This window comes from Deinococcus sp. Leaf326 (assembly GCF_001424185.1).
Taxonomy (GTDB): Bacteria; Deinococcota; Deinococci; order Deinococcales; family Deinococcaceae; genus Deinococcus.
In genome coordinates this window covers 206948-231650 of sequence record NZ_LMOM01000001.1, presented here as the reverse complement: position 1 = coordinate 231650, position 24703 = coordinate 206948, and the positions used below count along the sequence as shown (strand labels likewise).

Annotated in this window: 28 protein-coding genes; 14 read left to right on the top strand and 14 right to left on the bottom strand. The window is 68.4% G+C overall.

Annotation, left to right across the window (positions count from 1 at the left end):
- Positions 1 to 18: 18 nt before the first annotated feature.
- Entirely contained in the window at positions 19 to 855 is an 837-nt protein-coding gene (locus ASF71_RS01220; RefSeq protein ID WP_056293660.1) for a DegV family protein, read from the bottom strand.
- A gap of 93 nt (positions 856 to 948) precedes the next feature.
- Here ASF71_RS01220 and bshA point away from each other — a divergent pair, with 93 nt between their 5' ends.
- On the top strand, positions 949 to 2103 hold the full coding sequence (bshA, locus tag ASF71_RS01215) for an N-acetyl-alpha-D-glucosaminyl L-malate synthase BshA (protein WP_056293657.1): 1155 nt from the start codon (positions 949 to 951) through the stop codon (positions 2101 to 2103).
- Between the two features lie 19 nt (positions 2104 to 2122).
- Here the strand turns inward: bshA and ASF71_RS01210 are convergent, their stop codons facing one another.
- From ASF71_RS01210 to sucC, 3 genes are all read right to left on the bottom strand, one after another.
- A complete protein-coding gene (locus ASF71_RS01210; RefSeq protein WP_056293656.1) occupies positions 2123 to 2692 on the bottom strand; it encodes a hypothetical protein in 570 nt (189 codons plus the stop codon).
- A gap of 127 nt (positions 2693 to 2819) precedes the next feature.
- Entirely contained in the window at positions 2820 to 3725 is a 906-nt protein-coding gene (gene sucD, locus ASF71_RS01205) for a succinate--CoA ligase subunit alpha (protein ID WP_056293654.1), read from the bottom strand.
- Position 3726: 1 nt separating this feature from the next.
- Positions 3727 to 4884: an ADP-forming succinate--CoA ligase subunit beta gene (sucC, locus tag ASF71_RS01200; protein ID WP_056293652.1), complete on the bottom strand. Its 1158-nt coding sequence runs from the start codon at positions 4882 to 4884 to the stop codon at positions 3727 to 3729.
- Positions 4885 to 5057: 173 nt separating this feature from the next.
- Between sucC and ASF71_RS01195 the strand changes: the two genes are divergently transcribed.
- The 4 genes from ASF71_RS01195 (at position 5058) to ASF71_RS01180 (ending at position 7572) form a co-directional block, all read left to right on the top strand.
- Positions 5058 to 6119: a Xaa-Pro peptidase family protein gene (locus ASF71_RS01195; protein WP_056293650.1), complete on the top strand. Its 1062-nt coding sequence runs from the start codon at positions 5058 to 5060 to the stop codon at positions 6117 to 6119.
- The gene (locus ASF71_RS01190; RefSeq protein ID WP_082505291.1) at positions 6116 to 6466 is read left to right on the top strand and encodes a septal ring lytic transglycosylase RlpA family protein; all 351 of its coding nucleotides are present in this window, start codon (positions 6116 to 6118) and stop codon (positions 6464 to 6466) included. The genes ASF71_RS01195 and ASF71_RS01190 overlap by 4 nt, the downstream gene beginning before the upstream one ends.
- A 142-nt stretch (positions 6467 to 6608) precedes the next feature.
- Positions 6609 to 7070 carry a YbjN domain-containing protein gene (locus ASF71_RS01185; protein ID WP_056293649.1) on the top strand — a complete coding sequence of 154 codons (462 nt, stop codon included), beginning with the start codon at positions 6609 to 6611 and terminating at the stop codon, positions 7068 to 7070.
- Between the two features lie 109 nt (positions 7071 to 7179).
- Entirely contained in the window at positions 7180 to 7572 is a 393-nt protein-coding gene (locus tag ASF71_RS01180) for a hypothetical protein (protein WP_056293643.1), read from the top strand.
- 49 nt (positions 7573 to 7621) lie between these two features.
- Here ASF71_RS01180 and pepF read toward each other — a convergent pair whose 3' ends face one another.
- The 4 genes from pepF to ASF71_RS01160 form a co-directional block, all read right to left on the bottom strand.
- A complete protein-coding gene (gene pepF, locus ASF71_RS01175; RefSeq protein ID WP_056293640.1) occupies positions 7622 to 9439 on the bottom strand; it encodes an oligoendopeptidase F in 1818 nt (605 codons plus the stop codon).
- 347 nt (positions 9440 to 9786) lie between these two features.
- The gene (gene argC, locus ASF71_RS01170; protein ID WP_082505289.1) at positions 9787 to 10836 is read right to left on the bottom strand and encodes an N-acetyl-gamma-glutamyl-phosphate reductase; all 1050 of its coding nucleotides are present in this window, start codon (positions 10834 to 10836) and stop codon (positions 9787 to 9789) included.
- A 109-nt stretch (positions 10837 to 10945) separates the two neighbouring features.
- Positions 10946 to 11632, bottom strand: a complete 687-nt coding sequence (locus ASF71_RS01165; RefSeq protein ID WP_056293637.1) for an outer membrane lipoprotein carrier protein LolA — start codon at positions 11630 to 11632, stop codon at positions 10946 to 10948.
- A gap of 34 nt (positions 11633 to 11666) precedes the next feature.
- Positions 11667 to 12638 carry a hypothetical protein gene (locus tag ASF71_RS01160; RefSeq protein ID WP_056293634.1) on the bottom strand — a complete coding sequence of 324 codons (972 nt, stop codon included), beginning with the start codon at positions 12636 to 12638 and terminating at the stop codon, positions 11667 to 11669.
- 153 nt (positions 12639 to 12791) lie between these two features.
- Between ASF71_RS01160 and ASF71_RS01155 the strand changes: the two genes are divergently transcribed.
- A complete protein-coding gene (locus ASF71_RS01155) occupies positions 12792 to 13286 on the top strand; it encodes an LEA type 2 family protein (RefSeq protein WP_056295002.1) in 495 nt (164 codons plus the stop codon).
- 37 nt (positions 13287 to 13323) lie between these two features.
- On the top strand, positions 13324 to 13908 hold the full coding sequence (locus ASF71_RS01150; RefSeq protein WP_056293626.1) for a TetR/AcrR family transcriptional regulator: 585 nt from the start codon (positions 13324 to 13326) through the stop codon (positions 13906 to 13908).
- A 169-nt stretch (positions 13909 to 14077) separates the two neighbouring features.
- Here ASF71_RS01150 and ASF71_RS01145 read toward each other — a convergent pair whose 3' ends face one another.
- Positions 14078 to 14812 carry a helical backbone metal receptor gene (locus tag ASF71_RS01145; RefSeq protein WP_056293624.1) on the bottom strand — a complete coding sequence of 245 codons (735 nt, stop codon included), beginning with the start codon at positions 14810 to 14812 and terminating at the stop codon, positions 14078 to 14080.
- Positions 14813 to 14859: 47 nt separating this feature from the next.
- Here ASF71_RS01145 and ASF71_RS01140 point away from each other — a divergent pair, with 47 nt between their 5' ends.
- From ASF71_RS01140 to ASF71_RS23395, 5 genes are all read left to right on the top strand, one after another.
- Positions 14860 to 16032, top strand: a complete 1173-nt coding sequence (locus ASF71_RS01140) for an amidase (protein WP_056293621.1) — start codon at positions 14860 to 14862, stop codon at positions 16030 to 16032.
- A complete protein-coding gene (locus ASF71_RS01135; protein ID WP_056293618.1) occupies positions 16029 to 16871 on the top strand; it encodes a hypothetical protein in 843 nt (280 codons plus the stop codon). Before ASF71_RS01140 ends, ASF71_RS01135 begins: the two co-directional genes overlap by 4 nt.
- 32 nt (positions 16872 to 16903) lie before the next feature.
- Positions 16904 to 17296 (top strand): hypothetical protein, encoded by a 393-nt coding sequence (locus ASF71_RS01130; protein ID WP_235514071.1) that lies wholly within the window; start codon positions 16904 to 16906, stop codon positions 17294 to 17296.
- A 201-nt stretch (positions 17297 to 17497) separates the two neighbouring features.
- Complete coding sequence (locus tag ASF71_RS01125; protein ID WP_056293616.1) at positions 17498 to 18532, top strand: ATP-binding cassette domain-containing protein; 1035 nt, start codon at positions 17498 to 17500, stop codon at positions 18530 to 18532.
- Positions 18525 to 18662: a hypothetical protein gene (locus ASF71_RS23395; RefSeq protein WP_235514070.1), complete on the top strand. Its 138-nt coding sequence runs from the start codon at positions 18525 to 18527 to the stop codon at positions 18660 to 18662. The genes ASF71_RS01125 and ASF71_RS23395 overlap by 8 nt, the downstream gene beginning before the upstream one ends.
- Before the next feature lie 78 nt (positions 18663 to 18740).
- Here ASF71_RS23395 and ASF71_RS23390 read toward each other — a convergent pair whose 3' ends face one another.
- The 3 genes from ASF71_RS23390 to ASF71_RS01120 all read right to left on the bottom strand — a co-directional run bounded on the left by ASF71_RS23390 (position 18741) and on the right by ASF71_RS01120 (position 21506).
- Positions 18741 to 19391: a hypothetical protein gene (locus ASF71_RS23390; RefSeq protein WP_156372543.1), complete on the bottom strand. Its 651-nt coding sequence runs from the start codon at positions 19389 to 19391 to the stop codon at positions 18741 to 18743.
- Positions 19392 to 19403: 12 nt separating this feature from the next.
- Positions 19404 to 19808 (bottom strand): DUF2924 domain-containing protein, encoded by a 405-nt coding sequence (locus ASF71_RS22245; protein WP_082505287.1) that lies wholly within the window; start codon positions 19806 to 19808, stop codon positions 19404 to 19406.
- 273 nt (positions 19809 to 20081) lie between these two features.
- Positions 20082 to 21506, bottom strand: coding sequence for a recombinase family protein (locus tag ASF71_RS01120; protein ID WP_162243067.1), 1425 nt, complete (start codon positions 21504 to 21506; stop codon positions 20082 to 20084).
- Positions 21507 to 21654: 148 nt separating this feature from the next.
- Here ASF71_RS01120 and ASF71_RS01115 point away from each other — a divergent pair, with 148 nt between their 5' ends.
- Positions 21655 to 23217 (top strand): hypothetical protein, encoded by a 1563-nt coding sequence (locus ASF71_RS01115; RefSeq protein WP_056293612.1) that lies wholly within the window; start codon positions 21655 to 21657, stop codon positions 23215 to 23217.
- Here ASF71_RS01115 and ASF71_RS01110 read toward each other — a convergent pair.
- Together ASF71_RS01110 and ASF71_RS01105 are read right to left on the bottom strand one after the other, a co-directional pair.
- Positions 23214 to 23375, bottom strand: a complete 162-nt coding sequence (locus ASF71_RS01110; protein WP_156372542.1) for a hypothetical protein — start codon at positions 23373 to 23375, stop codon at positions 23214 to 23216. The two genes, ASF71_RS01115 and ASF71_RS01110, sit on opposite strands and share 4 nt — an antisense overlap.
- 270 nt (positions 23376 to 23645) lie before the next feature.
- Complete coding sequence (locus ASF71_RS01105; protein ID WP_156372541.1) at positions 23646 to 24248, bottom strand: hypothetical protein; 603 nt, start codon at positions 24246 to 24248, stop codon at positions 23646 to 23648.
- 140 nt (positions 24249 to 24388) lie between these two features.
- Between ASF71_RS01105 and ASF71_RS01100 the strand changes: the two genes are divergently transcribed.
- A complete protein-coding gene (locus ASF71_RS01100; protein WP_056293599.1) occupies positions 24389 to 24625 on the top strand; it encodes a helix-turn-helix domain-containing protein in 237 nt (78 codons plus the stop codon).
- Positions 24626 to 24703: the final 78 nt, after the last annotated feature.

Sequence of the window (24703 nt, the reverse complement as noted above, 5' to 3'; positions counted from 1 at the left end):
GGACGGGCGAGGACTACTTTAGAGGTCGGCGGGACAGGCCCCCAGCGCGTACATGCCGGGGCCGACGTGCGCGCCGATCACGCCGCCGATAAGCTGCGCGCGGCCGCCCACCACCCGCAGGCGACTGCGCAGCGCGGCGGCGCGCAGCTCGAGCAGCCGGGCGGGGTCGGCGCCGGCGTGGGCGACCGTGAGGTGCAGCGGCTCGGCGCCGTAGCGGTCTTCCAGGGTCAGCAACATCTCGGCGAGGGCCTGGTCGGTGCGTACGCGCCGCAGAGGCCGCAGGCGGCCGTCTCCGAAGCCCAACACCGGGCGCACGTCGAGCACGGTCCCCACGAGATGCGCCAGGCGTCCCAGGCGGCCCCCCAGACGCAGGTGGTTGAGACTGGGCACCGTGAACAGGGTCAGTCCCTGCGCGCCAGTCTGGACGACGGCGGCCTCTGCGGTGTCTAGGCTGCCACCGGCGTCCAGCGCGGCGCGGGCGCGCAGGGCGGCCTCCGCGAGGGCGACCGAGGCCACGCCGCTGTCCACCACCCGGACCCGGTCCCCGAACGGGGCAGCCGCCTCGCGGGCCCGCGCCACCGTCTGCGACAACCCTCTGCTGAGGTGCACGCTGAGGACAGCGTCGTAGCTTCGCAGCGCGCGGGCGTAGCGCTCGGCAAAGGTGGCCGTGTCCGGCGGAGCGGTCGTCACCAGGCCGCCCGCGCGCTGGTGGGCGTACACGGCTTCGGGGTCGTCGGGCGAGACCCGGCCGCCGCCCACCCGCGTCAAGCGCAGCGGCACGACGCCCAGCCTCAACCGCCGCGCTGCCGACGTCCCGAGGTCACAGGTGGAATCGGTCACGACGACGACGCGCATCAGGAGCCCATGCTGCGCGCCGGCGCCGTGTGTCAGATGAGGACAGCGTGGGGACGAGCCCCTGACAGGACCGGGCCTATACTCCGCAGCGATATGCAGGAACGTCCTACTGTTGCAGTGCTGTGCCATACCGGCGCAGGCGGGTCGGGGGTGGTCGCGACCGAACTGGGCCTCCAGGTGGCGCGCGCTGGCCACGAGGTCCATTTCGTCGGTCCCGCCATGCCCTTTCGCCTCATGGGCCATCAGGGTTTCCAGGGGCCCTACTTTCACCAGATCAGCAGCTTCGCCTACGCCCTCTTCGACCAGCCCTATCCCGAACTCGCGGCCGCCAACACGCTCGCCGAGGTGATTCAGGAATATGGGGTGGACCTCACGCACGCCCACTACGCCATTCCGCACGCCACGGCCGCCAACCACGCGCGGGCCATCACCGGGCGCGGCCGGGTCATCACCACGCTGCACGGCACCGACGTGACGCTCGTGGGTGCCGAGCCCGCCTTCCGGCAGACCACCCGGCACGCCATCGAGCGCAGCGACCATGTCACGGCCGTCTCGCAGTTCCTGGCCGAGCAGACCCGCGAGGTCTTCGGCACCTCGCGCGAGATCGAGGTGATCCACAACTTCGTGGACTCGGGACGCTTCGTGCGCATCACCGACCCCGCCGTGCGCGCCCGATTCGCCCACCCGGAAGAAGCCCTGATCGTGCATGTCAGCAACTTCCGGCCGGTCAAGCGGGTCGAGGACGTGGTGCAGGTTTTCGCGCGCGTGGCGAGCGAATTGCCCGCCCGCCTGCTGATGATCGGCGACGGCCCCGAGCGCGCCCGTGCGTTCGACCTCGCGCGCGAACTCGGCGTGATCGGGCGCACGCAGTTCCTGGGGTCCTTCCCCGACGTGCAGACGGTGCTGGGCATCAGCGACCTGTTCCTGCTGCCCAGCAGCAACGAATCCTTCGGCCTCGCGGCGCTGGAGGCCATGAGCTGTGAGATGCCGGTGGTCGCCTCGCGCGCCGGGGGCATTCCCGAGGTCGTCGAGGACGGCGTGAACGGCTTCCTGGCCGACGTGGGCGATGTGGACGCGATGGCCGACGCCGCGCTGCGCGTGCTGCGTGACCGCGACCTGTATACCCGTATGAGCGCCGCCGCCCGCGAGACGGCCGTGACGCGCTTTCATCCCTCGCGGATCGTGCCGCAGTACCTCGCGGCCTACCGGCGCACGGTCGACGGGGCGGGCGGGGCAGCCGGCTGCTGAGCCGCCCCGCCCGCAGCGCTCAGCGCCCCAGGTCGATCTGCACGGAGGTCTGGGGCGTGTAGGGCTGCACACGCACGGTGTTGCGGACCTCCACCACCAGCGCGTTCCAGCCGCGCTCCAGGGCCGCCTGATACTCGCGGCTGCCGGTGACGGTGGTGGCGGCGCTGGCCCACACCACGAACACGCCGCCCCGGCCTACGTTCAGACGCACCTCGCGCAGCGGCTCGCCGTCGTCGCGGCTGCCGTTGCCGTTGGTGTCGCGGTACAGGTAGAACTTGAGTTCGGCGGCCTGTGCGGGGGCGCTCACCCGCGTCAGGTCGATGAGGCCCGGCCAGCTCAGGCGGTCGTCGACCGGCACCTGGGCGCGGATCGGGGGCGCGGCGTCGGGCAGGGACAGCGTGAACCGGCCCCCCGTGACAGGCGCGCTCACGAGCTCCTGCACCGGCTGACCGAAGGGCGTGACGGCCCAGCCGCCCAGCCGCGTGTCCGGCGTCACCTCGCCCTGTACGGTGCCGGTCAGGGACAGGGCACCCGCCTGACCTGCGAGGCCCAGCGAGAGGAGCGTGAGGACAGACAGGCGGCGTTTCATACCCCACAGTCTACGCGCCAGCCTGACGCAGGCGTGACGGAGGATGAAGGGCGGCGTGCGCGAAGTCGGAAAGAGGGCCGGGGGAAGAAGGCCCGTTCGCCCTCTTCCCCCGGCCCCCGCGCGGCACTTACTTGTTCAGCGCCTGCTTGATGAGGTCGATGATCTCGGGCATGGTGTCGGCCACCGGCACGCCCGCAGCCCCGAAGGCGGCGAGCTTGCTCTCGGGGGTGCCCACATCGCCCATGATGATGGCGCCGGCATGGCCCATGCGCTTGCCCTTGGGGGCCGAGCGACCGGAGATGAAGGCCACGACGGGCTTCTTCATGTTCTTGGCGATGTACTCGGCCGCGGCTTCCTCGTCGGCGCCGCCAATTTCACCGATGACGATCACGGCGTCGGTGTCCGGGTCGGCCTCGAACATGGGGAGCACGTCGGCGAAGGTGGTGCCGATGACGGGGTCGCCGCCGATGCCCACCGTGGTCGAGGTCCCCAGGCCCGCGTCGTTCAGGAGCTTGGCGGCCTCGTAGGTCAGGGTGCCCGAGCGCGAGATCAGGCCGATGCGGCCGGGCTTCTCGTAGATGCGGTTGGGCATGATGCCCACCTTGGCTTCCCCGTTGGTGACCAGACCGGGGCAATTACCGCCGATGAGGCGCACGCCCTCGCCGCCCTGAGCGCGGCTCTTGGCGTCGAGGTCACGCACTTCCTGCACGGCGCGCATCATGTCGATGGTGGGCACGCCCTCGGTGATCAGGACGATCAGGGGCATACCCGCGTGCGCGGCTTCGAGCACGGCGTCGGCGGCCCCGGCGGGCGGCACGAAGATGATGCTGACGTTGGCGCCGTGGGCGGCCTTGGCCTCGGCCACGCTGTTGTACACGGGCCAGCCCTCGAAGTTCTGTCCGCCCTTGCCGGGGGTCACGCCCGCGACGACCGACGTGCCGAAGTCGCGCATGGCGCGGGCGTGGTTGGCGCCCTCACGCCCGGTGATGCCCTGCACGATAACCTTGCTGTCCTTACCGACCAGAATGCCCATCTTACTTGGCCTCCGCGTTGTTGGCTTCCTTGGCGGCCTCGTCGGCAGCCTCGAACATGGTGGGGTACATCTGGATCAGGGGGCTGTTCACTTCCGCGAGCAGCGCCTTGGCCTCGTCCTCGGCCGTCCCGGCGATGCGCATACGCACCGGCTTGGTCAGGATGCCGTCCTGGAGGGCCTGGATGACGCCCTTGGCGACTTCGTCGGCGCGGGTGATGCCGCCGAAGATGTTGATGAAGATGGCCTTGACGTCGCTGTCCTTGCTGACGAGCTTGACCGCGTTGTACACGATGTCGGCCTTGGCGCCGCCGCCGATGTCCAGGAAGTTGGCGGGCTTGGCGCCGGCGCGGTTGACTACGTCGAGCGAGGTCATCACGATGCCCGCGCCGTTGCCCAGCACGCCGACGTTACCGTCGAGCTTGACGTAGGCGAAGCCGTACTTGCTGGCTTCGATTTCCAGCGGGTGCTCGGCTTCGAGTTCGCGCCAGTCGGCGAGGTCCTTGTGACGGTACATCGCGTTGTCGTCGATCTCGAACTTGGTGTCCAGGGCGAGCGGGGTGCCCGACTCGTCCACGAACAGCGGGTTGATCTCGACGAGCACGGCGTCACGCGCCAGCGCGGCCTCGCTCATCTTGACCATCATGTCGGCGATCTTGTTCAGGTTGCCCTTGAAGCCGGCCTTGATCGCCACCTCGCGCGCCTCGTAGGGCCGCAGGCCGGTGACGGGGTCGACGCGGTGCTTGATGATCTTTTCGGGGGTCGCGGCGGCGACTTCCTCGATTTCCATGCCGCCCTCGGCCGAGGCCATGAGGGTGAAGCTCTGGACGTTGCGGTCGACGATCATGCCGACGTAGTACTCGGTGCCGGCGTCAATATCGACAGCCTTGGTCACGAGCACCTTGTTGACGGTCAGACCCTTGATGTCCATCCCCAGGATCTTTTCGCCGTTCTCGAAAGCCTTGTCCTCGGTGGGGCTGAACTTCACGCCGCCGGCCTTGCCGCGTCCACCGACGTGAACCTGCGCCTTGACCACGACCGGCTGGCCGTACTCGCGGGCGATGCCGCGCACTTCGTCGGGCGTGCGGGCGACCTTGCCGTCCTGCACGTTCACGCCAAACTGGCGCAGAATCTCCTTGCCCTGATACTCGTGAAGTTTCACGGTCTTTCTCCCTCCTTGGGTAGTGGCTTCCCCCACTCGGGGGCGGCCTGTTGCTTTGTCCCGGTAGATGAGTATAGACGTACAAGTTCAGCCCCGGCCCTTGTCCCTGGACTGGAGACAGACGCGATCCGGGCGGGCGGGTACGTCAGGCAGGCCGTGTTACCCTGCCCGTTATGACTGGACCAGAAAGCAGACTGGACGCCCTGCGCCGCGACCTCGGGCGGGCCGGGGTGGACGCCCTGTGGGTCAGCGACCCCGCCAACGTGCGCGCGCTGAGCGGCTTCACCAGCCCGGCCGACGGCAAGGTGCTCGTGACCCGGGGCGGCGCGACGCTCTACACCGACGCGCGCTATACGGTGCAGGCCGAGCAGGAGTCGGCGCTGCCGGCGTTCATCGCCCGGCCGCCCGCGACCTACGAACACGCCGCGGCCGGACTCGGCGGGCTGCGCGTCGGATTTGAAGCCGACAGCCTGACCGTGGCGGGGCTCGAAGACCTGCAGGCGGCGTGGCCGGACGTGACCCTGGTGCCGCTGCGCGGCGTGGTCCAGGGGCTGCGCGCCGTGAAGGCGCCCGAGGAGAGCCGGCAGATCCGCGCGGCGCAGGCACTGGCCGACCGCGTGTTCGGGGAGGTGCGCCCGCTGATCCGCGCCGGCGTAACCGAGCAGGACGTGGCGTACGAGATCGAGTCGCGGCTGCTGCGCGCCGGGGCCGAGAGTGCCTTCGGGATCATCGTGGCGAGCGGGCCGCGCGGCGCGCTGCCGCACGGGCACGCCTCGGACCGCGTGATCGAGGACGGCGACCTCGTGACGGTGGACATGGGCGCGCGTCTAGGCGGCTACCACAGCGACATGACGCGCACGGTGGCGGTCGGTAACCCCAGCGAGGAGATGCGCCGCATCTACCGCGCGGTGCACGAGGCCGAAGCCGCCGCCGTCGCCGCCGTGAAGCCGGGCGTGCGGGCCGCCGACCTCGACGCGGTAGCGCGTGACATCCTGACCGCGCACGGCCTGGGCGAGGCGTTCGCACACTCGCTGGGGCACGGAGTCGGCCTGGAGGTTCACGAACGCCCCGGCCTGCGCGCCATGAGCGAGGACGTACTGGAGGCGGGCATGATCGTCACCATCGAGCCGGGCGCCTACGTGCCGGGGCTGGGCGGTGTCCGCATCGAGGACCTGCTGCTCGTCACCGACGACGGGCATGAAGTGCTCAGCCGCTCGCCCATCGAGGCCCTGTGAGGACCGGCCTGCTGCGCAAAGGGCTGCTGGCCCTGGCGCTGACACTGGGAGCCGCCCCGGTCGCCGACGCGGCGAGCTACCGCCAGCACGGCCAGGCGGTGTATTACGGCGGCCGCTACGACCGCGCGACCCGCATGACGGCCGCGCACCGCACGCTGCCCTTCGGCACCTGGGTGCGCGTCACCCACCGCACGACCGGGCGCAGCGTGGTCGTCAAGATCAACGACCGCGGCCCCTTCGGCAATAGCCGGCGCGTGATCGACCTATCCCGGACAGCCGCCTCGCAGCTGGGCATCACCCGCCAGGGTGTCGCGCCGGTCACCGTCACGGTGATTCGCCGGCCCTGAACGGAGCCGGTGACCGGGCCGGAAGCCCTCACCGGGCCACACGCGGCGCGGCAGTGAGGGCAGGAGTGGTAGAATCGTTCGGGTTTCAGCCACAAAGTCGATTGCACTGGTGTGTCTTGCCCCACCGAGGAGGAAGTTCTAGATGACGATGGAAACTGCACTGCTGACGCTGGACACGCTGGCCAAGTACCTGAAGGAAAAGGAAGTCCAGCTGGATATGGAAGAGAACAACGGCCAGCGCTTCATCCGCATGGGATGGCGCTTCGAGATGGGCGACGCCGCCGTTCTGGTGTCGGTCAACGACGGCCCGAACAACACCAGCCGCCTGGAAATCACCTGCGTGACCCAGAAGCAGTACGTGGAGCGCCGCGAAGAGATCGCCATGATGCTCAACGACCGCAACCGCGAGCGCGCCTTCGCCCGCAGCATCGACGGCGACGGCAACGTCTGGCTGGAATACGTGGGCTTCTACCCCACCCTGGCCGAGATGCCCCAGGAAACCTTCGACACGCTGTTTGGCGGCGTGCTGATGCACTTCCAGGACGACTACGCCACCCTCGAAGGCTACGTGCCCGGCCCGCAGCTCCAGCAGCCCCAGGCCTGAATGAAAAGGGGGGCTTCGGCCTCTCTTTTCTTACCTACTTCAAGTGAATAGTTTCACGATTAATCTAAATTGTGAATTTTGAGTTCTCTTTCTAGCCAAGGTGCTTCTAATGCCCAATCCTACACTCGACCTGACGATCCGCCCGCCCGCCCCTGCCGAACTTCCCGGAGTACGCACCTTCTCGCAGGGGGAGGTCCGGGCGCTGCTACTGGCGGCCTTCGAAGGGAAAACCAAGGTGATCGGAAGCATCACGCTGCAGCCCTACGATGACCGGCTCGCGGCGGTGCAGGGGTGTACGACTTGGAACATAACGCCGGGGTCGGACGCTGTTCCGTCGCGGCGGCGAGGCGTGGGGCAGGCGCTGACGACCGAGGCACGGCGGGCGGGGTACACGGCGCTGTGCCTGCACACCCACCGCCACCTACTGGGCGGGTTCACATTCTGGTCGCATCAGGTCTTCGCCGTGCGCGCCGAGGACCGGCCCAACGACGGCCTGGCCTGAAGGCGGCGCACCGGCCGTTTATTGCCTGTGCGCCGTCCTTCTGCCGTCTCTAGTTCCTGCGCTTCAGCAGCAGCTCTTCGAGGCGGTCCACGTAGCCGGCCAGAGTGCGGAAGGTCGCCTGCACCGGCTCGGGCGAGAGCATGTCCACGCCGGCTTCGCGCAGCGCGTCGATGGGGTCGAGGCTGCCGCCGGACTTCAGGAAGCGCAGGTAGGTCTCGCGGGCCGTATCGGGCGCGGCCGTGAACTGTTCAAGAAGCTGGTGCGCCGCGCTGATGCCGGTGGCGTACTGGTAGGCGTAGAAGTTGGCGTACAGGTGGGTGGAGAACTGCGCCCACAGGATGCCGCTGCGTTCGCGGTCCATCGTCACACCGTCGCCGTAGCCCTGCGAGAGCAGGTCGGCCGTCAGGGCGATGAGGTCGGGAGCCGAGAGAGTACCACCCGCCTCGACGCGGCGGTAGGCCTCCAACTCGAAAGCGGCCAGCGTGGGCATGATGAAGAAGTAGCGGTGGAAGTTGCCCAACGCTTCCTCGATCAGGGCGACCTCGAACTCCACGTCGCCGGCGGCGCGGGCCTCTTTCATAAGGTGAGAGCGCACCATCGCCTGGTTGAAATTGCTGGCAACCTCGGCATGGAACAGCGTATAGCGCGGCACGCTGTAGGGGTGCTCGCGGGTGCTCAGGAGCGAGTGCATCGAGTGACCGATCTCATGGGCCAGGGTGCTGTAGCTGCCCACGGTGCCGTTCCAGGTCATGAAGATGTACGGCTTGACCCGCCCGCCGCCGTTGCTGTAGGCGCCCTGGCGCTTGCCCTCGTTCTCGGCGTAGTCCACCCAGCGCTCGGTGGTCAGGCCCGAGACCATGTCGCGCACGTAGTCCTCGCCCAGCGGGGCCATACCGTCAGCGATCCACCCCACGGCCTGGGCGTAGCTCACCTCGCGGGGGGGGACCAGGGCGGCCTTCACGTCGTACTCGCGCAGCTCAGGCAGGCCCAGCCACTCGCGGCGCACGCGCCAGTAGCGGTGCCAGGTCGGCGTGTTGGCGCGGTAGGTGTCGAGCAGCGTCGTCACGACCTCAGTCGGGATACGGTCGGGCGCCAGGGTCGCCGTGATCGCGTCGGGGTAGTGGCGGGCGCGGGCCAGAAAGACGTTCTGACGCACGTTGGTCGCGTACATCGCCGCCTGCGAGTGCCGCACGGCGAGGTGGGCGTCGGCGTAGTTCTCCCAGGCCTCGCGGCGCACTTCGCGCTCCGGGGCGGAGGTCAGGCGGTCCACGTTGCCCTGGGTGACGGCCTCGCCACCGGCCGTTCCGAAGCGCAGGTCCATGTTGGCGAGCGCCGGGTGGATGCCGCGTTCACTGGAAAAGGGGGCCTGTACCGCGCCGAGCAGTTCCTCGACCTCAGCCGAGCGGACGTGGGGCTTGCCGCGCAGCACGCGCTCCAGGCGCACCTTGTGGTCCCGGAACTCGGGGGTATCGAGCCAGCCGCGCAACTTCGCCTCGTCAAGCGAAAGCAGTTCGGGCTTCATGAACGCCGAGACGCTGCCGTAGCGCGCGGCAACGCTGCTCGCACGGTCGCGGCGGGCGGCGGCCTCGGCGTCGCGGCCGTCCACACTCGCACCCATGCTGGCATACGAGAAGAAGCGTGCCAGCCGCAGTTCGAGGTCGTCGCTGACCTTGAGGTACAGCAGCAGCGCCTCGGGACTGTTGCCCAGCGTGCCCGCGTAGGCGGCCAGGGCGTCGATGGCGGCGGGCATGGCCTGGGCCTCGGCTTCCCAGGCCGCCACACTGGGATAGAGGGCCTCGATGTCCCAGGTCTGCTCGCGCGGCGCGTCGGCGCGGGCGGGCAGCGCCCCTTTTTGGTTGTTGGTCATGCGCGGCAGGCTAGCACCCGCCGCCCCAGGGGGCGGTGAAGTTTCCCGGAAGGCGAGGCGGGTGGGTTCTACTTTCCCTCCCCCCAGCCCACCCTCCCAGGGCGAGGGGGAGCTGGGCGCTGCGCTCGGCAAGAGTCGTCCCGAAAGTCAGAAGCTTTGCACAGCCTTGCGACGTGACGGCTCAGTTCGGGGCCAATCTCGGCCCTGTTGGAATGGCCCGTGCGCAGCGCGCACGACGGCCTTCGTGGGAACTCGGTCGATTGAGGTGCGGGAGCTGCCCACTCTCCTCCTCCACAAGCCACAACCTCGCCTGCCCCACGTTCCACTCCCTATTCTCTACCCCTGACTTACGCCGGGTGCAGGCCCGCGAAGTCCAGACCTGCGGTTTCCTCCCAACCGCAGGCGATGTTCAGGGACTGGACGGCGTGCCCGGCCGTACCCTTGACCAGATTGTCGATGGCGCTCATCAGGACGACGCGGCCGGTCTCGGTGTCGAGTTCGAAGCCGATATCGCAGTAGTTCGTGCCGTCGAGCAGCATGGGGTCGGGGTAGCGGTGGATGCCGCGCGCCGCCTTCACGATGCGGATGAACGGCTCGGCCGCGTACACTTCGCGGTACGCGCTCCAGATGTCGCGCTCGCTGTAGCCGTCCGGCAGCCAGGCCTGGGCGGTGGTCAGGATGCCGCGCACGCGGGGCGTGCTGATGGCAGTCAGGTGCAGCGGGAACCTGCCCGGCAGTTCCTGGCTGGCCTCGGCCGTGTGGCGGTGGCCGACCGGCTTGTAGACGCGCAGGCTGCCCGCGCGCTCGGGGTGGTGCGAGGCCTCGCTGGCGCTGGCTCCGGCCGCGCTGCTGCCCACCAGCCCGGTGGCGATGATGTCCTTGGGCAGCAGTACGCCCAGCTTGAGCAGGGGGTAGAGCGCCAGGATCACGCTCGTGGCGAAGCATCCGGCGCAGGCGATGCGGGTCGCGCCGCGCAGGTCCTCGCGGTGCAGTTCAGGGTTGCCGTATACCCACTCGCCCAGCTGCTCGGGCGCCGGGTGGGCCTCGCCGTAGGTCGCGCGGTAGACCTCCGGGTCCTTGAGGCGGAAATCGGCGCTGAGGTCCACGACGATGCGGCCCTTTTCGGTGAATTCCGTGATGCGCTTGGCGGCCGAGTTGTGCGGCAGCGCCAGCACGACGATGTCGGCAGCGTCCAGTTCGGCAGCCTTGCGGAACTTGAGATTGGTGCGCCCACGCAGGTTGGGATGCACCATCGAGACGGGCAACCCGGCCGAGCGCTCGCTCGTGACCTGGGTGACTTCGAGGTGAGGGTGGCTCAGGGCAAGGCGCAGGAACTCGCCGCCCGCATAGCCGCTGCCGCCCACGATGGCGACGCTCAGACGTTCGGAAGGAGTCATCCTGCCCAGGAAAGCACGAACTGGGCCGGACTGGAAAGGCATTGTGTAACTAGCGAATGAAAACGGCCCGCCACCTGAGCGAGCCGTTTGAAAGGCGGGAGAGCCGAAATTACTGCCGGATGACTTGGGCGTCCTTAGGCAGGTTGCGCAGGGTGGCAGCGCTCAGGCCCGAGTTGGTCTTGTAGGCGCTGATGGTCAGGTCGGCGACCGTCTTGCCGGCCGTGCTCACGAGCTGCACGCGGGTGGGACGCCAGCCAGCCTCGGTGATCCAGACGCGGGTGCGGTCGGTGCTGCCACCTGTGCGGGGCGTGGCTTCGAGCTGATAGACCCGGCTGCCGGCCGCGCCGCTCGTGCCCAGGAGTTTGACGTCGTAGCCCTTGAGGAGCGAAGCCGTGTTGCTGAACTGCGTGAAGTCCAGACCGCCCAGCCCGGCGCCCTGCGAGGCCTTGTTCAGGGGCGTGACCGTCACCTGATTGGTCAGGAAGAGGTACTGACGTACCTCGTTCTTGTCGGCCACGACCACGTTGTCGGCCAGGGCGTCAGGGGCAGCGAACTGGAGCCGGGCAAGGTTCTGAGCGGGAATGGCGCGCACGGTGAAATCCACCTTCTGCGCGGCCGATTCCAGGGCGGCAGTGCCGCTGATGCGGAAGGAGACGTCTTTGGCGGATTTCTGGGCGTTGTCCACGCGGGTCAGGATGTCCTGGGCGCTCTGGGCACCCGCGACGCCGGCCAGCGAGAGGATCAGGGTCAGGGGGAGAAGCGTCTTCACACCTCGCAGTATCGCTTCCGCTCTCATGAGAAGGCGGCCGGGCGGCTGATGCCGGCTTGAGCTATTCGCCGCTGCCGCCCAGCGGAAACTGGTAGCCGACGCGCACGCCGAATCCGGCCACCCCGGCAGGGTCGCGCCCGCCGCTGAGATCCAAAGTGGCGGTGCCGGGGCCGAGGGGCAACGAGGCCTGGGCCCCCAGGCGCAGCGGCGCGGCGGTCAGGCGCCAGGGTTCGTAGGCGGCGTAGGCCTGCACGCGGCTGCCCTCGCCCAGCAGGTCCGGCGCAGTGACGCTGGCAACCAGGCCCAGCCCCCTGCGCCCGCCACGCGCGGGACCAGCCTGGGCGTCGAGGGCCAGCACCGTACCCGCCGGGGTCGCGTAGGCTACGCCTGCCGTGAGTCCCAGCACCTCCTGGCCGGTGCGCACACCGCCGCGCAGCGTGAGAGTGCCGGTGGTCTCGGTCTCGGGGGGCGCGGCGGGGTCGTCGCCCTCGGTGGGGGGCAGGGTACGGGTCAGGTCGCGGCGATTCTCGACCCCCAGCACGAGCTGCGGCTGCGCGCCGAGGTGCCCGTCGGCGGTCGCCACCAAGGCGCGGCTCAGACGGTAGCGCGCGCCCAGGTCGGCGCTCAGGCCCCGGGCGTGCAGGTCGGCAGGGGCCAGCGTCCAAGCGGCCAGGGGGTCGAGGGTGGTGGCGGCGGTCGTCCAGCCCGCCAGCCCCAGATTCAGGGCGACCGGGCCGGCGGTACCAGTCGCGGTAGCCCCGAGGCGCACGCCGCCGCTCCAGGCGAGGGCCGCGCGCAGTTCGGCCGACGCCGCGCCCAGGGGAGGCAGGGCGAGACCGCGCGCGTAGCTCAGGTCCGCGCCCCGGGTCGACAGGCCCGCTCCTACCGCGCCGCCCAGGAGGCGCAGGTCCGAGACGCCCGCCCGGGCGCCGAGCGGATACGACGCGCTGAAGTCCAGGGTGGCCGCGTGGGCGACCGGCGCGCCCGCGAGGGCCAGGGGGGCGAGCAGGGCAAGCGGCAGGCGGGAAGACATACGGTTCAGGGTAGCCGGTTCTGCGTGGTTCGGGGGCTTCCCGCCCAGCGCGGCCACCCCTGCCTGTGCCGCCCCGGCCGTGCGGGAGGGGGAACATCCGCCGGCTTCTCCGGGGGTCCGGCCACCGGGGCCCGCCGCACTATGCTGCCGGCCATGCGCCCCCTCCCCCTGCTGCTCTGCCCCGCCCTGCTGCTCGCCGCCGGATGCGCCCCGGCTCAGCGCGCCGTCCAGGTACCCACCGTGCAGGTCGAGAGCATCCGCCTGAGCAGCCTGTCGCTGCCCACGGGCGCGGCGCCGGCCTATGCGGGCGTCACGCTGGAGCTGCGGGTCGGCAACCCCAACCCGGTGCCGGTGCGGCTGGCGAACATCGCGGGCACCCTCGTCGTAGACGGGCAGGGCGTGGGTGACGTGAACCTGCCGGATGTGCGGCTGCCCGCCAGCGGCGAGTCGCGGCAGACGGCCGAGCTCCGGATTCCGGTCACGCTGAACACGGCCTCGGCCTTCCTGCGCGTGGCGCGCGGCCAGGAAGTGAGCTACCGCCTCGACGGAACGTTCACGGCCGACCTCGGGGTACTGGGGCGGCCGAGCTTCGGTCCCTTCACCCTGAGCCAGGGGGTCTGGAAGCAGGCGGCCATCCTGCCCTTCTGAGGGCCGCCCCAGCGGGGCCGCGCGGTATCCTGCCCGAATGGCGCGTACCGTCAATCCCATCCAGGACCGGGCCCGGCGCGCGGCGCTGGAGAAGGCGGCGTACCTCGCGCTGTACGAGCGCGGCTTCGCGGGGGTGACGCTGGCCGACATCGCCGGGCACGCCGGGGTGAGCCGGGGCACGCTGGTCTACCACTTCGGCAGCCGCGCGGGGCTGCTGGGCGCGGTCATGCGCCGGTTCACCCGCACCATCGCAGTCGCCACCCGGCGCGCGCTGCGCCAGGCCAGGAGCCCCGACGCCAAGCTGCGCGCCTACGTGGACAACCAGTTTTTCAGCGTCGAGAGCACGCGCAGGTTCACCACCGTCTCGCTCGACTTTCTGGCGGCGGCCACCCGCGACCCCGAACTCATGGCCGTGCAGCGCGACTTTCAGGCGGGCACCCTGCGCCTGGACCTCGAGCTGGCCCGGCTGGCGGGCGAGGCGGGGGCCGCCCGGCGCGCCGTGCACCTGCGCGCCCTTGTCGAGGGCCTGAGCGTGCGCTTCCTGGCCGATCCCGACCCCGACCTCGCCGCCTACCGCGAGGACTGCCTGGCCGGACTGCGGGCGATCCTGGGGCAGGAGTGAGAGGGGGGCGGGCGCGCAGCGCGCGGGCCATTCCAGATGGGCTGAGGCCGCCCCGAACAGAGCCGTCACGCGCTAGGGCTGTATAGCCCCTCATCGTCTGGAGCGGCTCCTGCCGAGCGCAGCGCTCGGCTCCCCCCTACTAAGCTTCGGACACAAACACCTTCCAGCCTCAAAGCCGAGCCAGAGCCGCCGCCACCGCCCGCGCTCCCTCCAGCAGCTGGGGCCCGGGCCGCCCCAGCCCACTCTCGGGCACGCAGACCACCGGCACCCCCAGCCCCCGGGCCTCGATCACCTCCGGCCGCAGTTTCTTCACGCCGCACCACGAACACACGATCAGGTCGGGCCGCGCAGCGCGCACCTCGGCCAGCGTCAGGGGCGAACTGCGCCCGGAGCGCTCCCCCAGGGCGTTGCGCGCGCCGAGGGCCGCGAGCAGCTCCGTGACCCACGACTCCCGCGTCGCCGCGATGATGGGCCGGGGCCACCACTCGACGAGCACGCGCGGCGGCCGGGGAAAGTCCGCGCGCAGGGCGGCGAGTTCGGCGCGCAACCCCGCCACGAGTGCCTGCGCACGCGCCGGCTGCCCGGCGGCGTCCCCGATGGTCTGGATGTCGGCCCAGGTGTCCTCCAGCGTGAGGGGGTCGAGAACGAGGATAGGCAGACCCGCCGCCCGGACCTCGGCGACCACGCGCTCCATGCCCGGCACGCTGAGGCTGGCGAGGACGAGGTCGGGGCGGGTGGCCACCAGCGCGGCCACGTCGATGTTCAGGTCCGGGCCGAGGCGGCGCGCGCCCTCCAGCCCCAGCGCGTCGCTGTGCGAGTCGGCCGCGACGACCTGGGCCGAGAGCCCGAGCGCCGCCAGGATGTCGGAATTGCTGGACGCCAGCGAGGCGAGGCGCAGGGACATGGGCGCAGTCTAGGCGGCCTGGGGGCACATGCGGCACAGTAGGGGGCATGACCAGCTTCCGAGCAAGCGATCCGCAGCGTGCCTGGGCCTACGTGCCTGCCGGGCCGCTGCGGGGCACCCCGGGGGGGCCGCTGACCGGCCTGACCTTCAGCGTCAAGGACCTGTACGGCGTGCCCGGCTGGCCGCTGCGCGCGAGCACCCGCGCCCCGGTGCCGGCGGTGGACGCGAGCGTTCTCGTGTGCCGGCTGCTGGAGCTGGGCGCAGACGCCCTGGGCAAGACGCACCTGCATGAGATCGCGCTGGGCATCACCGGCCTGAACGGCTTCGGCGGCACCGAACACCCGGTCCTGAGCGGCCACGTTCCGGGCGGCAGCAGCAGCGGAGCGGCCGTCAGCGTGGCGCTGGGGCAGGCCGACTTCGCGCTGGGCACCGACACGGGCGGCAGCATCCGCGTGCCGGCGGCGTGGTGCGGCGTGGTGGGCTACAAGCCGACCAAGGACCACCCGGCCTGGAGCACCGAGGGCGTGCTGCCCCTCTCGCCCACCTGCGACCACGCCGGGCCGTTGGCACGGGACGTGGCGACCGTCGCGCGCGTCCACACGGCCCTAAGCGGAGAGGCAGTTATGCCTCAGGACTGGGCGGGCGTGCGGGTCGGCGTCTGGCAGCCGGAAGGCTGGACCGACGCGGCGGTGCGGGAGGCCGTGAGCGCCTTCGGGGCCGGGCTGGCGGCGCGGGGCGCGGAGCTCTCCCCTGTCACGCTGCCCGAGATGCTTGACGCCTACTCGCCCATCGTGCTCAGCGAGGCGGCGCAGGTCCACGCCGGGGCACTGCGGGAAGACGACCCCGGCTTCCTGCCCTTCACGCTCGCGTCGCTGCGGCAGGGCGCGGCGCTGGAAGAGGCCGAGGTCGCGGCGGCCTTCGCGCGGCGCGCCGCCTACCGCGCGGAGCTGGACGCGCTGCTGGACAGGTACGACGTGCTGCTGGCCCCCGCCGTGCCCACGCCGCCCCCGCTGGCCGGGCAGGACGAGGTGGACCTGGAAGGCGGGCCGTTGCCCCTGCGCCGCGCCGTGCTGCGCCTCACCACGCCCTTCAGCCTGCTGGGCGCCCCGACCCTGGCGCTGCCCACCGCCGCGCCCTGGATCGGCGCGCAGCTCGTGGGCCACCACAACGACGACGCGCGGCTGCTGGGCCTCGCCCTCACCCTGGAGGATTCCCGATGAAACGACTGTCTCTCGCCCTCACCCTGCTGGCCGCCCTGGGCACGGCGCACGCCCAGGACGACGCCCACCCCTTCGGCCTGCCGCGCACCCTGACCTGGGGGGCCTACAGCGTGCAGGTGACGCCGCGCACGTCCCTGTCGGGCGACACCGACTCGGCCGTGGTCGTCAGGCAGGCGGGGCGCACCCTCCTGACCGTCAAGGACTGGAACGTGGACGCCGAGCTGCAACCTATCCGGCCCGGCGGCGCGCCCGAACTGGTCCTGAGCGCCTACAGTGGCGGCGCGCACTGCTGCACGACCATGTACGTGTTCACGCAGGACACGGGCCGCCTGGAGAATCTGGCGGTCTTCGACGCAGGCGACGACCCCGGCGCGTGGCGCGACCTGAACGGCGACGGCGTGAAGGAATTCGTTTGGGGCAGCAATACGCTCACCTACTACGACTGGTCCTTCGCCGAGAGTCCGTTCCTGAGCACGGTGCTGGGCTGGGACGGCGTGCGGCTGGCCGACCGTACCCGCCTGTACGCCTACGTGCCCGCGCAGGAGGCGGCGCGCGAGCTGAAGATCATCACCGAGGGTCTCCGGCCCGGAACACAGGTCGACAACCTCAAGCCGGTGCTGAGCGGCTACTTCGCCAACATGATCCTGGCCGGGCGCGGCGCCGAGGCCGAGAAGGTCATGGCGGCCCAGATCTTTCCGAAACGGCCCGCCCTGAAGACGTGGTTCACGGCGAACCGCACCGCCCTGATCAACTCGACCTACGGCCAGCCCGAAAGCCGGCTGCAGGCCGTGAACAGCAAGGTCTACCCGGTGCCGCAGCCCCCGGAGGAGCAGCCCTGAGACGCGCCGCCCTCGGGGCCCTGCTGGGGCTGGTGGCCTGCGCGCCCGCCGCGCGGCCCCAGCCGGTGCAGGTGTGGGAGGGCTCGGCGCGGGTGCTGCTCAGAGCGCAGCGTTACCGCCTGACCTTCACGGTCGACGAACAGACCCAGCGCCTGAGCGGCACGCTGGAAAACCGCAGCAGCGGCGACCTGTTCGGGGCCACGGGCACGCTGCTGCCGGTGACGGGCGGGGCCGTCCTGACGGCCGAGATCTCGGCGGGCGACGCCCCCAGGCTCAACGCCAGCCTGCTGGGGTTCGGGGTCAGCGGCCTGAGCCTCAAGGCCGGCGCGCTGCTGAGCGGGCGCGTGACCGGGCGCGACTTTGCCGGGACGCTGCGGGTCGGGGGCCTGAACGCGCCCCTGACGCTGCGCCAGACCGCGCCCTGACGGGCCGCCTGGCCCACCGGCGGACCGAGGCCAGGATTCGCCCCGCCATTTCGCGCATTCGCGGGGCGGGGCTTGTGCCTATGCTGGGGGAGTTCGTCCATGCTCCGGTCCCCACGCCCACTGCCGGGTCTGCCCTGTTCACCGGGGCAAGGTCCGCAGCGGCGCGCCGAACGTTCCCCCACTGCTCCGAGAGAGGCTTTCATGACCACCCCCACCCCGGACGCGGCCGTCCACGTCCGCGACCTCAACAAGACATACACCGTTCACGAGAAGGACTCCGGATTCATGGGCAGCCTCAGGTCCTTCGTGCGCCGCCGCACCCGTGAGGTCGGGGCGGTGCGCGGCGTGTCCTTCGACCTCGCGCCCGGCGAGGTGGTGGGCTTTCTGGGCCCCAACGGCGCGGGCAAGACGACCACCCTCAAGATGCTTTCGGGGCTGCTGCACCCCACATCCGGCACGGCGCGGGTGGCGGGGTTCGAGCCGCGGCGCCGCGAGGCCGCGTTCCTGCGCCAGATCACGCTGGTGATGGGGCAAAAGCAGCAGCTCATGTGGGACCTGCCTGCCCAGGATTCCTTTCTGGTCAACCAGGCCATCTACGAGATTCCCGAGGACCAGTACCGGGCGACCATGCGCGAGTTCACCGACGTGCTGGGTCTGTCGGGCATCCTGAACAAGCAGGTGCGCAAGCTGTCGCTGGGCGAGCGGATGAAGTGCGAACTCGCCGCCGCGCTGCTGCACCGCCCGCGCGTGCTGTTTCTCGACGAGCCGACCATCGGCCTGGACGTGAACATGCAGGAAGCCGTGCGCGCGTTCGTGCGCGACTACAACGAACGGTACAACGCGACCGTCATCCTCACGAGCCACTACATGGCCGACGTGACGGCGCTGGCCCGCCGGGTGCTGGTGATCGACGCGGGCGAGCTGGTCTTCGACGGCGACCTCGCCGGGCTGGTCGAGCGCGGCTCGGGCGGCAAGACCATCCGGCTGCAACTGCGCCGCCCGGCCGGGGCCGAGGAACTCGCGCGCTACGGTACGGTCGTATCCAGTGACGGCCTGAGCGCCGAACTGACCGTGCCGCGCGCCGAGGTGAGCGCGCGCGCCGCCCGCCTCCTGACCGAGCTGGACGTGGCCGACCTCACGGTCGAGGACCCGCCCATCGAGGCCGTGATGGCCGAGCTGTTCGGCCATCAGGAGCGGGCGAACGTCCGGCGGGAAGCGGGGGTTCCAGGTGACTGAGCTGCGCGCCGCGCTGAACAAGGCCCGCGTGCTGTTCGTCACCCAGTTCGCGGACATGGCGGCCTACCGAGCCGAAGTCATCATCTGGATGCTGTCTGGCACGCTGAGCATCGTCATGATGCGTGCGTAAGCGGTGAAAGCCAGCTCAGTACTTATTGGTAATCACTCAGTCCGAGTTTGATCTCGGACTGAGTGATTAAGACGCTGCTTAACTCTTTTCAATGTGCTCTCGTACGGTTGCGTAGAGTGCACTTTGTAGGTCTAGAAGATCCTTCAAAGGGATTCCAGCATCCGTGAAGTGGCGCAACAGATACTTACAACGCATATGATAATCATCCAGGAGTGCGCCCGGAGACGATTTGCTCAGACTCGCGTTTTTCTCGTACAGGTAGTTGATCGCTTTACCACCAAAGCCTGGACGGTAAAAAGGAACGGCCATGGGATCGGCCAAAAACAGGCAGTAGGAAGCTACGCTTGCTCTGGTGCCCACACCGTTGAAGTGCTTCGACACATCTGGCGCGAGGACATCGAGACCGGGATCAAGTGTGGCCCAGAAAGCGTCGGCGTTCTTCCCTGTGCGAGGCTGGCTCCAGAGTGCTTGTAGGGCGCGCTTAAACGTTTCTGGGGCTATCGCCGCTACTTGATTGAGGCCGTCCACCACCCGCCAGTCCAGAATGTCGAGTGTATTCCCGATATTTACGTTGGCCTGGGCAGTCTCCCCATCTAGAAAACACTGAAGGTGAACGCGAATTTTTTCGGCCCCAGGAAGCTTATATTTACGTTCCCGTTGGTCAACGATTGACGAGTGCCGGGGGTCAAGCAAGAAATCCGTGACGGCTTCAAGGCGTTGTCGATGCATGGATTATCCTTTCTAACTGTTCGAGACGTAATCGGAGAATCTTTCGATACTGCCGAGCCGTCCCTGAGAATCCCGATATTTCCAGAAGGTGCGGCCATTTCGATTTCCCCCGGCAACTTTGATTGCTGCCGCCGAAAGCGAACGGAATACCTCACCTGGAAATTCTGGAATGACGAGCCCGTCAACCTGCACAGTCGCCGTGTACGTTTTGCCCTTTGAAGAGGCATACAGCTTTGTGCCGACGGGGAAAGTCATGGCGTGCCTAGCCCAAACGGAAACTTCCTGCGAGCTGTCCCCTGGGCCTTCGCGGACTTCACGTTCGTCCAGAAGTCGGCCGATCAGTGCGTCATAATCCTCGCCCTGAGTCAACAGTAGCGTTAACCTCTTATAGGTCTCTAAACCGATCTCAACATTCATCCCCTACCCTCCTGGCGATAAACTTATGCTATTTGTCGCTATTAGTCAAGATGTCACGCTATTTTTAGCTATGGAAGATTCTGGATGTCTGAGGAAGCTGTATGGGTTGGCATCAAGGGCCATGACACGACTCTCGCAATTTGGGTTTTCACCCTCTGGGGTACGGCAGATTCTCGGGGGAGCGAAGTCATGTTCGGGGACCACCACCGTCCTCTTAGGAAGTCGTGTCTAACTCAACTGTCAAAATGCCGCTTGAAGTGTGAGTGAGGAAATTTACTCGCCTGGGCGCAGCTGAATCCCCGCAATCCCGTCCATATCCACCGACAGGCGCACCCGCCAACGCCTCAGCGCACTCCGCCGCTCCTCGAAGGTCTCGAACCTGGCCAGCCGCTCCGCAAAGCCCTGCGCCATGGTCGCCGCGTCCTCCGGCGTGATCACTCGCGGCACCGGCGCCTCGACCGCCTGAAGCCGCGCCCGCTCTTCCTGCAGCGGGACCAGGCGCAGCAAGGCCACCGACTCCGGCAGGCCCAAGCGCACGCTCATGTCCAGCACCTTCGCCATCTCGGCGTCAATCTCCTCGAGGCGGCGAGAATAGTCCGGCAACGGCAGGTCCCCCACGTCGAGCAGCTGCAGCAGGATCTCGGGCTGGGTCAGGTTGTAGACCAGGAACCTCCACCCCATCTCGTCGAGCGTCGTGACCCGCCAGCGCGTCTCGCCTAAGCACAGGGGCTGGCCGCGCGCCGCGCGCGCCTTGCGCTTGTTGTGCCAGTGGCAGACGTAGCGGGCGTACCGTTTCTGCGCGCCGACCGGGCGGTCCACCTCCAGGCTCATGGTGCTGCCGCAGGAAGAGCACGTCAGGTGGCCCGCGAACAGGGCCGGATAGTCCGAGCGCGACGAGCGCTGGCGCAAGCGGTCGGCCGTCCCCTCCTGCACCGCCTGCCACTGCTCCGGCGTGATGAGCGGCGGGTAGGTCACCGTGGTCGTCTGCCCGTCCGGGCCGGTGTATTCCATGCGGCCGAGATACCGGGGGTTGGACAGGATGGTCCGCACCGGCGTCCCGCCCCAGCCGTAGGACTGGCGGCCGACACCAATCGGGCGGATGTTGGGCACCTGGAGCTGGTTGAGGTGATCGGCGATGGCCTGCGCGCCGTGACCGGCCAGCGACATCTCGACGATGGTCCGGTAGACCGGCGCGTCGTCCGGGTGCGGCTCCAGGGTCGTCGAGCGGCCGCGCTCGTCGCGCACCAGGCGGTACCCGAACGGCTGCTTCCCGTGCGGCCACATGTTGCGCTGGGCCTTCGCGAACTTGCCCGCGGACAGGTTGTAAACGATGGTGCTGTAGTCGTTCTCCGCCTCGACCGCGTCCCGGATGAATTCGCGCCAGTTGCGCCGGTCGCGCAGGTTGCCGATCCCGGCGATATGGACGACCGCGCCCAGCTTGTGCAACCGCCGGACGATCCCGACTGTGACCTCGACGTGACGACCCACCCGATTGGGGTGACTCCAGATCACGCGCAGGCCTGGATGGTCCCGGGCAAGGGCGAAATACTGGTTCTCCAGGCCGCGCTCCTCGTCGGCCCCGCTGACAGATTCCTCGATCCAGTCGGTAATTCTCAGCCCGGCGCGGTCGGCTTCGCCCAGAATGTCGGACCGCTGACGCTCGGGACCGTAGCGGTCGGCCTGGGCAGCGGTGCTCACGCGGATGCCGCCGACCGTTTTCCCGTGTGGGACAGGTACATTCGCCGTCATACGCTTGAGATAACGTCCAGGGAACGAAGAAGGATAGCCATTACTGAACAATGTATATTGAATAGACGTTAGGCACGGGTTACCGGTATGGTAAGGCATGCTCAAGCCGCCGTGGAACACGGACCTCAATGACCCTTATGCGTCGAGCCTCGAAAAGGCGTCTGAGCCGCTGCCCACGTACACCGCTCAAGAAATTCTCGACCGGTGCTCCGACCCCGCGGCATGGGACCTGCTGAGGGCGGCAATGCCCTGGCGAGAGCTGCTCGCCAAAATCCCCGGCACATCGGACATCGCCAACATCAGACGCGCCCACCTGCTGTCCAATGGCACCACCGTTGAGATGGCGCTGGCGGCCGACGCCTTGAAGTCTCCAGAGCTTCCCGCTCCCGCGCGGGGCATCCGCATGCTGCTGATGGTGCAGATGATGCAATACGACGCACTCCTGAACATGGACTACCGTCGTCAGGGTGTCTCGACACTTGACCAGGAGGAGGCTGTCCACGCTTACGCCTCCTTGAGTGTGGCTCACGCCAGCCTCGGCCACCGACGTGACGCCCATGCAGATGCACGGGTCGCGCTGGAACACGCGAACGCCCTCAATATGGTGGACCGTGCGCACCACCTCAGCATTCTGAGCGGCCGCCATAATCGTGCGGCCGGGCGACCTGATCCCGCTGCCTCGGCAGCGCTCCTGCGGTATCCCATGCAGCGCCCTCGCTGGGGCCTCGGCATCCGCTCCTATGCCGAAGACTGGATGGCCCTTGGTGATTACCAAACTGCCCTGTCCGTCTTGGGCCCACCGGACGCCGACGACGCCCTGACCGCCGGTCTGCGCGCCATGCTCAATGTCTTCCTCGGTCTTCCCAACCTGCGCCCCTACGATCCTGAAGATCGGCGCTACGGCACGGTGGCCGCTGGGCTGGAGCGGTATTTCGCAGGCAGTAACGAGGTCGGCCTTCTCCTGGAGGTTGGGCATGAGCCGCAGGCCTTCTACGGACGGCTGGTGGCGGGCGCTATGACGGCCCGAGATTCGAATACTACCTATACCGATTTGCAGCGGATTCTAGGTCGCGAAGAGCCGTATCCGGCGGATCAGGCCGCGCTGTGGTGCCTCATCAACTGGCAGGCTAGCCCGCGCCTTGAGGAACAGTTGATGAGGCACGTCATGCGGACGGCCAGCGCTCTGTTGAACTGCCGGAATGTCTACGATCTTCTGAATTTCATCAAGCGGATCTCGCCCGACACCTTCTTGCTGTTGCGCAGTGCACCGTTCAAATGGCCGGGCGAGATCCCTGGGGTCGAGGATATCCCTGTGCTATACGGCCGCAAGGTGGTCTACCGCGCCTCGGAGTACACGATGCCCGGCCGGATCGGCCGCGTCTTGGTCAACCAGGTACTCGGGGTGCCAGACGACGAGCTGGACCGCAAAGATTTTGCGCGGATGAAGGAGAAGCTTGAGGAGGCGGGGATCGCGGAAACGCGTCTCGCCAACTGGGGCCAGATCGTGCACGATCTCAACGACATTGCCAATGCGGCCGCCGGCTCGATGGAGCCCCCTAAACCCTGGGAGGACGCGATGATCAGCGCGGCACACATGCTGACCCCCTGTGTCCAGGCGACGATTCCCTATCTGTTATACAGACCCCCCCCAGCGGTTTAGGCTAGGGGGGTGAAAAACCTCCGGATCGCCCTCGGCCTAGCCTTTCTCCTGAACGCTGCCCCCCTCAACGCGAACGCGACCAGCGTCTCGTCCGAGGGGGGCAGTGCTCTAGCCAGCACTACGTCGTCAACGTCTGCAACGCCGTCTAACACGTTCATTTTGCCGCTGACTCCAGTGATCGCCCCGGCGACTGCCCCAGCTTCGAGCAAGTCTGACGTGACCCGTATGGACCCTTGCATGGGTTGCTGATTGTCACGCAGTTGTCACGCCTCCGGCGCGCGCCACCTCTATGGTTGATAGCAAGCCCGGAGGTTTTTCCATGTACTCGTTGCCCACCGTACTGACCAATGAAGAAGCCGCGCAGTGGCGCGGCGTGACAGGAGTTGAATTGCGTCCCAGTGGGAGCGGTGAGGCGTGGCTCGTACGCGTCAGTACCGAGGCCGTATGGCAAGCTCTGCTGATCTGGGTGGCGGAAGCTCGAAGTGCGCGCTCAACAAACTCCCCAGCACCTCTACGCCCGGAGATACCACAGGGTCGCGGACGGCCAACAACTGCCCGCTTGATAAGCGCATGAGGTAATACATCCCGGTTCCGCCTGGTCGGTACACCACAGAGATGCCTGCTGGCAAAGACATTTCCCCGAAGATCGGGGCCGGGAGGACGAGCTGCTCGACCTCGTCGAGCGACAGGATGGCCGGACCACTGCCTAGGGGCGGTGGCCGGTCGCTTCGCCATTCCCCTCGCAGCTCCTCCGGGATGCCGAACAGCTCCTGGAGCTCGGCGTCGCTCAGGCCCAGGCCGGAGATGAACTTGTGCGCGTTCGACCGCTTCATGTTGGCGATGTCGACCGTGCCGCGTAAGTAAGCCTTCAGGGTTGCGAGCGGAATGCCCGTGACTTCGCTGAAGTCTGTCGCCAGGATTGGAATTGCGTCGAGTAGGTGTCTCGCCATCTGGCCGCGCGTGACGGCGTCGTTGACGACGGCCGGACGCTCGGTCCTCCGCTGGCGGGTTACTCGTCTCTCACTGCTCACTGCGTAATCATTAGGCAGGCTGCCCCACACATGCAAGAGCGGGGGGATGAAACGGCTGGGATTCCGGGACCTAGTACCCCCATTTTCGAAGATCGGATATTCGTCTTGATTGCACAAAGTATATTGACTATACTTTGTGCATGGCCGCCACTGCTACAGACCAGGAATTGACGACGACCAATCCGGAGCGCCTGCGGACGCTGCGCGAGGCCACCGGCCTGACGCAAGAAGAATTCGCCGGCGAGATGAAGATCGCTCGCGGGACCATCGGCAAGCTCGAAAGCCGCCCGGTGGACCGGATTGACCTATTCATCATGCGCCGCCTGAGCGCGCGCTTCGGAGTGGACGTCGACAACCTGCTCCAGGTCCAGAAGTGAAACAGCCTCGGCACATCCCCGAGCGCCGAGTGCCGGTGGAAATCATCCGGACTCCGAATCCTGCCCTCGCCCGCGAAC

Coding starts and splice junctions, on each gene's coding strand:
- ASF71_RS01115 (WP_056293612.1), top strand. CDS start 21,655: ATGCTCAAGCCGCCGTGGAACACGGACCTCAATGACCCTTATGCGTCG.
- ASF71_RS01110 (WP_156372542.1), bottom strand. CDS start 23,375: ATGAACGTGTTAGACGGCGTTGCAGACGTTGACGACGTAGTGCTGGCT.
- ASF71_RS01160 (WP_056293634.1), bottom strand. CDS start 12,638: ATGTCTTCCCGCCTGCCGCTTGCCCTGCTCGCCCCCCTGGCCCTCGCG.
- ASF71_RS23390 (WP_156372543.1), bottom strand. CDS start 19,391: ATGCATCGACAACGCCTTGAAGCCGTCACGGATTTCTTGCTTGACCCC.
- ASF71_RS01210 (WP_056293656.1), bottom strand. CDS start 2,692: ATGAAACGCCGCCTGTCTGTCCTCACGCTCCTCTCGCTGGGCCTCGCA.
- ASF71_RS01100 (WP_056293599.1), top strand. CDS start 24,389: ATGGCCGCCACTGCTACAGACCAGGAATTGACGACGACCAATCCGGAG.
- ASF71_RS01185 (WP_056293649.1), top strand. CDS start 6,609: ATGACGATGGAAACTGCACTGCTGACGCTGGACACGCTGGCCAAGTAC.
- ASF71_RS01155 (WP_056295002.1), top strand. CDS start 12,792: ATGCGCCCCCTCCCCCTGCTGCTCTGCCCCGCCCTGCTGCTCGCCGCC.
- pepF (WP_056293640.1), bottom strand. CDS start 9,439: ATGACCAACAACCAAAAAGGGGCGCTGCCCGCCCGCGCCGACGCGCCG.
- ASF71_RS01195 (WP_056293650.1), top strand. CDS start 5,058: ATGACTGGACCAGAAAGCAGACTGGACGCCCTGCGCCGCGACCTCGGG.
- ASF71_RS01125 (WP_056293616.1), top strand. CDS start 17,498: ATGACCACCCCCACCCCGGACGCGGCCGTCCACGTCCGCGACCTCAAC.
- argC (WP_082505289.1), bottom strand. CDS start 10,836: ATGACTCCTTCCGAACGTCTGAGCGTCGCCATCGTGGGCGGCAGCGGC.
- ASF71_RS01180 (WP_056293643.1), top strand. CDS start 7,180: ATGCCCAATCCTACACTCGACCTGACGATCCGCCCGCCCGCCCCTGCC.
- ASF71_RS01165 (WP_056293637.1), bottom strand. CDS start 11,632: ATGAGAGCGGAAGCGATACTGCGAGGTGTGAAGACGCTTCTCCCCCTG.
- ASF71_RS01220 (WP_056293660.1), bottom strand. CDS start 855: ATGCGCGTCGTCGTCGTGACCGATTCCACCTGTGACCTCGGGACGTCG.
- ASF71_RS01135 (WP_056293618.1), top strand. CDS start 16,029: ATGAAACGACTGTCTCTCGCCCTCACCCTGCTGGCCGCCCTGGGCACG.
- ASF71_RS01140 (WP_056293621.1), top strand. CDS start 14,860: ATGACCAGCTTCCGAGCAAGCGATCCGCAGCGTGCCTGGGCCTACGTG.
- bshA (WP_056293657.1), top strand. CDS start 949: ATGCAGGAACGTCCTACTGTTGCAGTGCTGTGCCATACCGGCGCAGGC.
- ASF71_RS22245 (WP_082505287.1), bottom strand. CDS start 19,808: ATGAATGTTGAGATCGGTTTAGAGACCTATAAGAGGTTAACGCTACTG.
- sucD (WP_056293654.1), bottom strand. CDS start 3,725: ATGGGCATTCTGGTCGGTAAGGACAGCAAGGTTATCGTGCAGGGCATC.
- ASF71_RS01145 (WP_056293624.1), bottom strand. CDS start 14,812: ATGTCCCTGCGCCTCGCCTCGCTGGCGTCCAGCAATTCCGACATCCTG.
- ASF71_RS01150 (WP_056293626.1), top strand. CDS start 13,324: ATGGCGCGTACCGTCAATCCCATCCAGGACCGGGCCCGGCGCGCGGCG.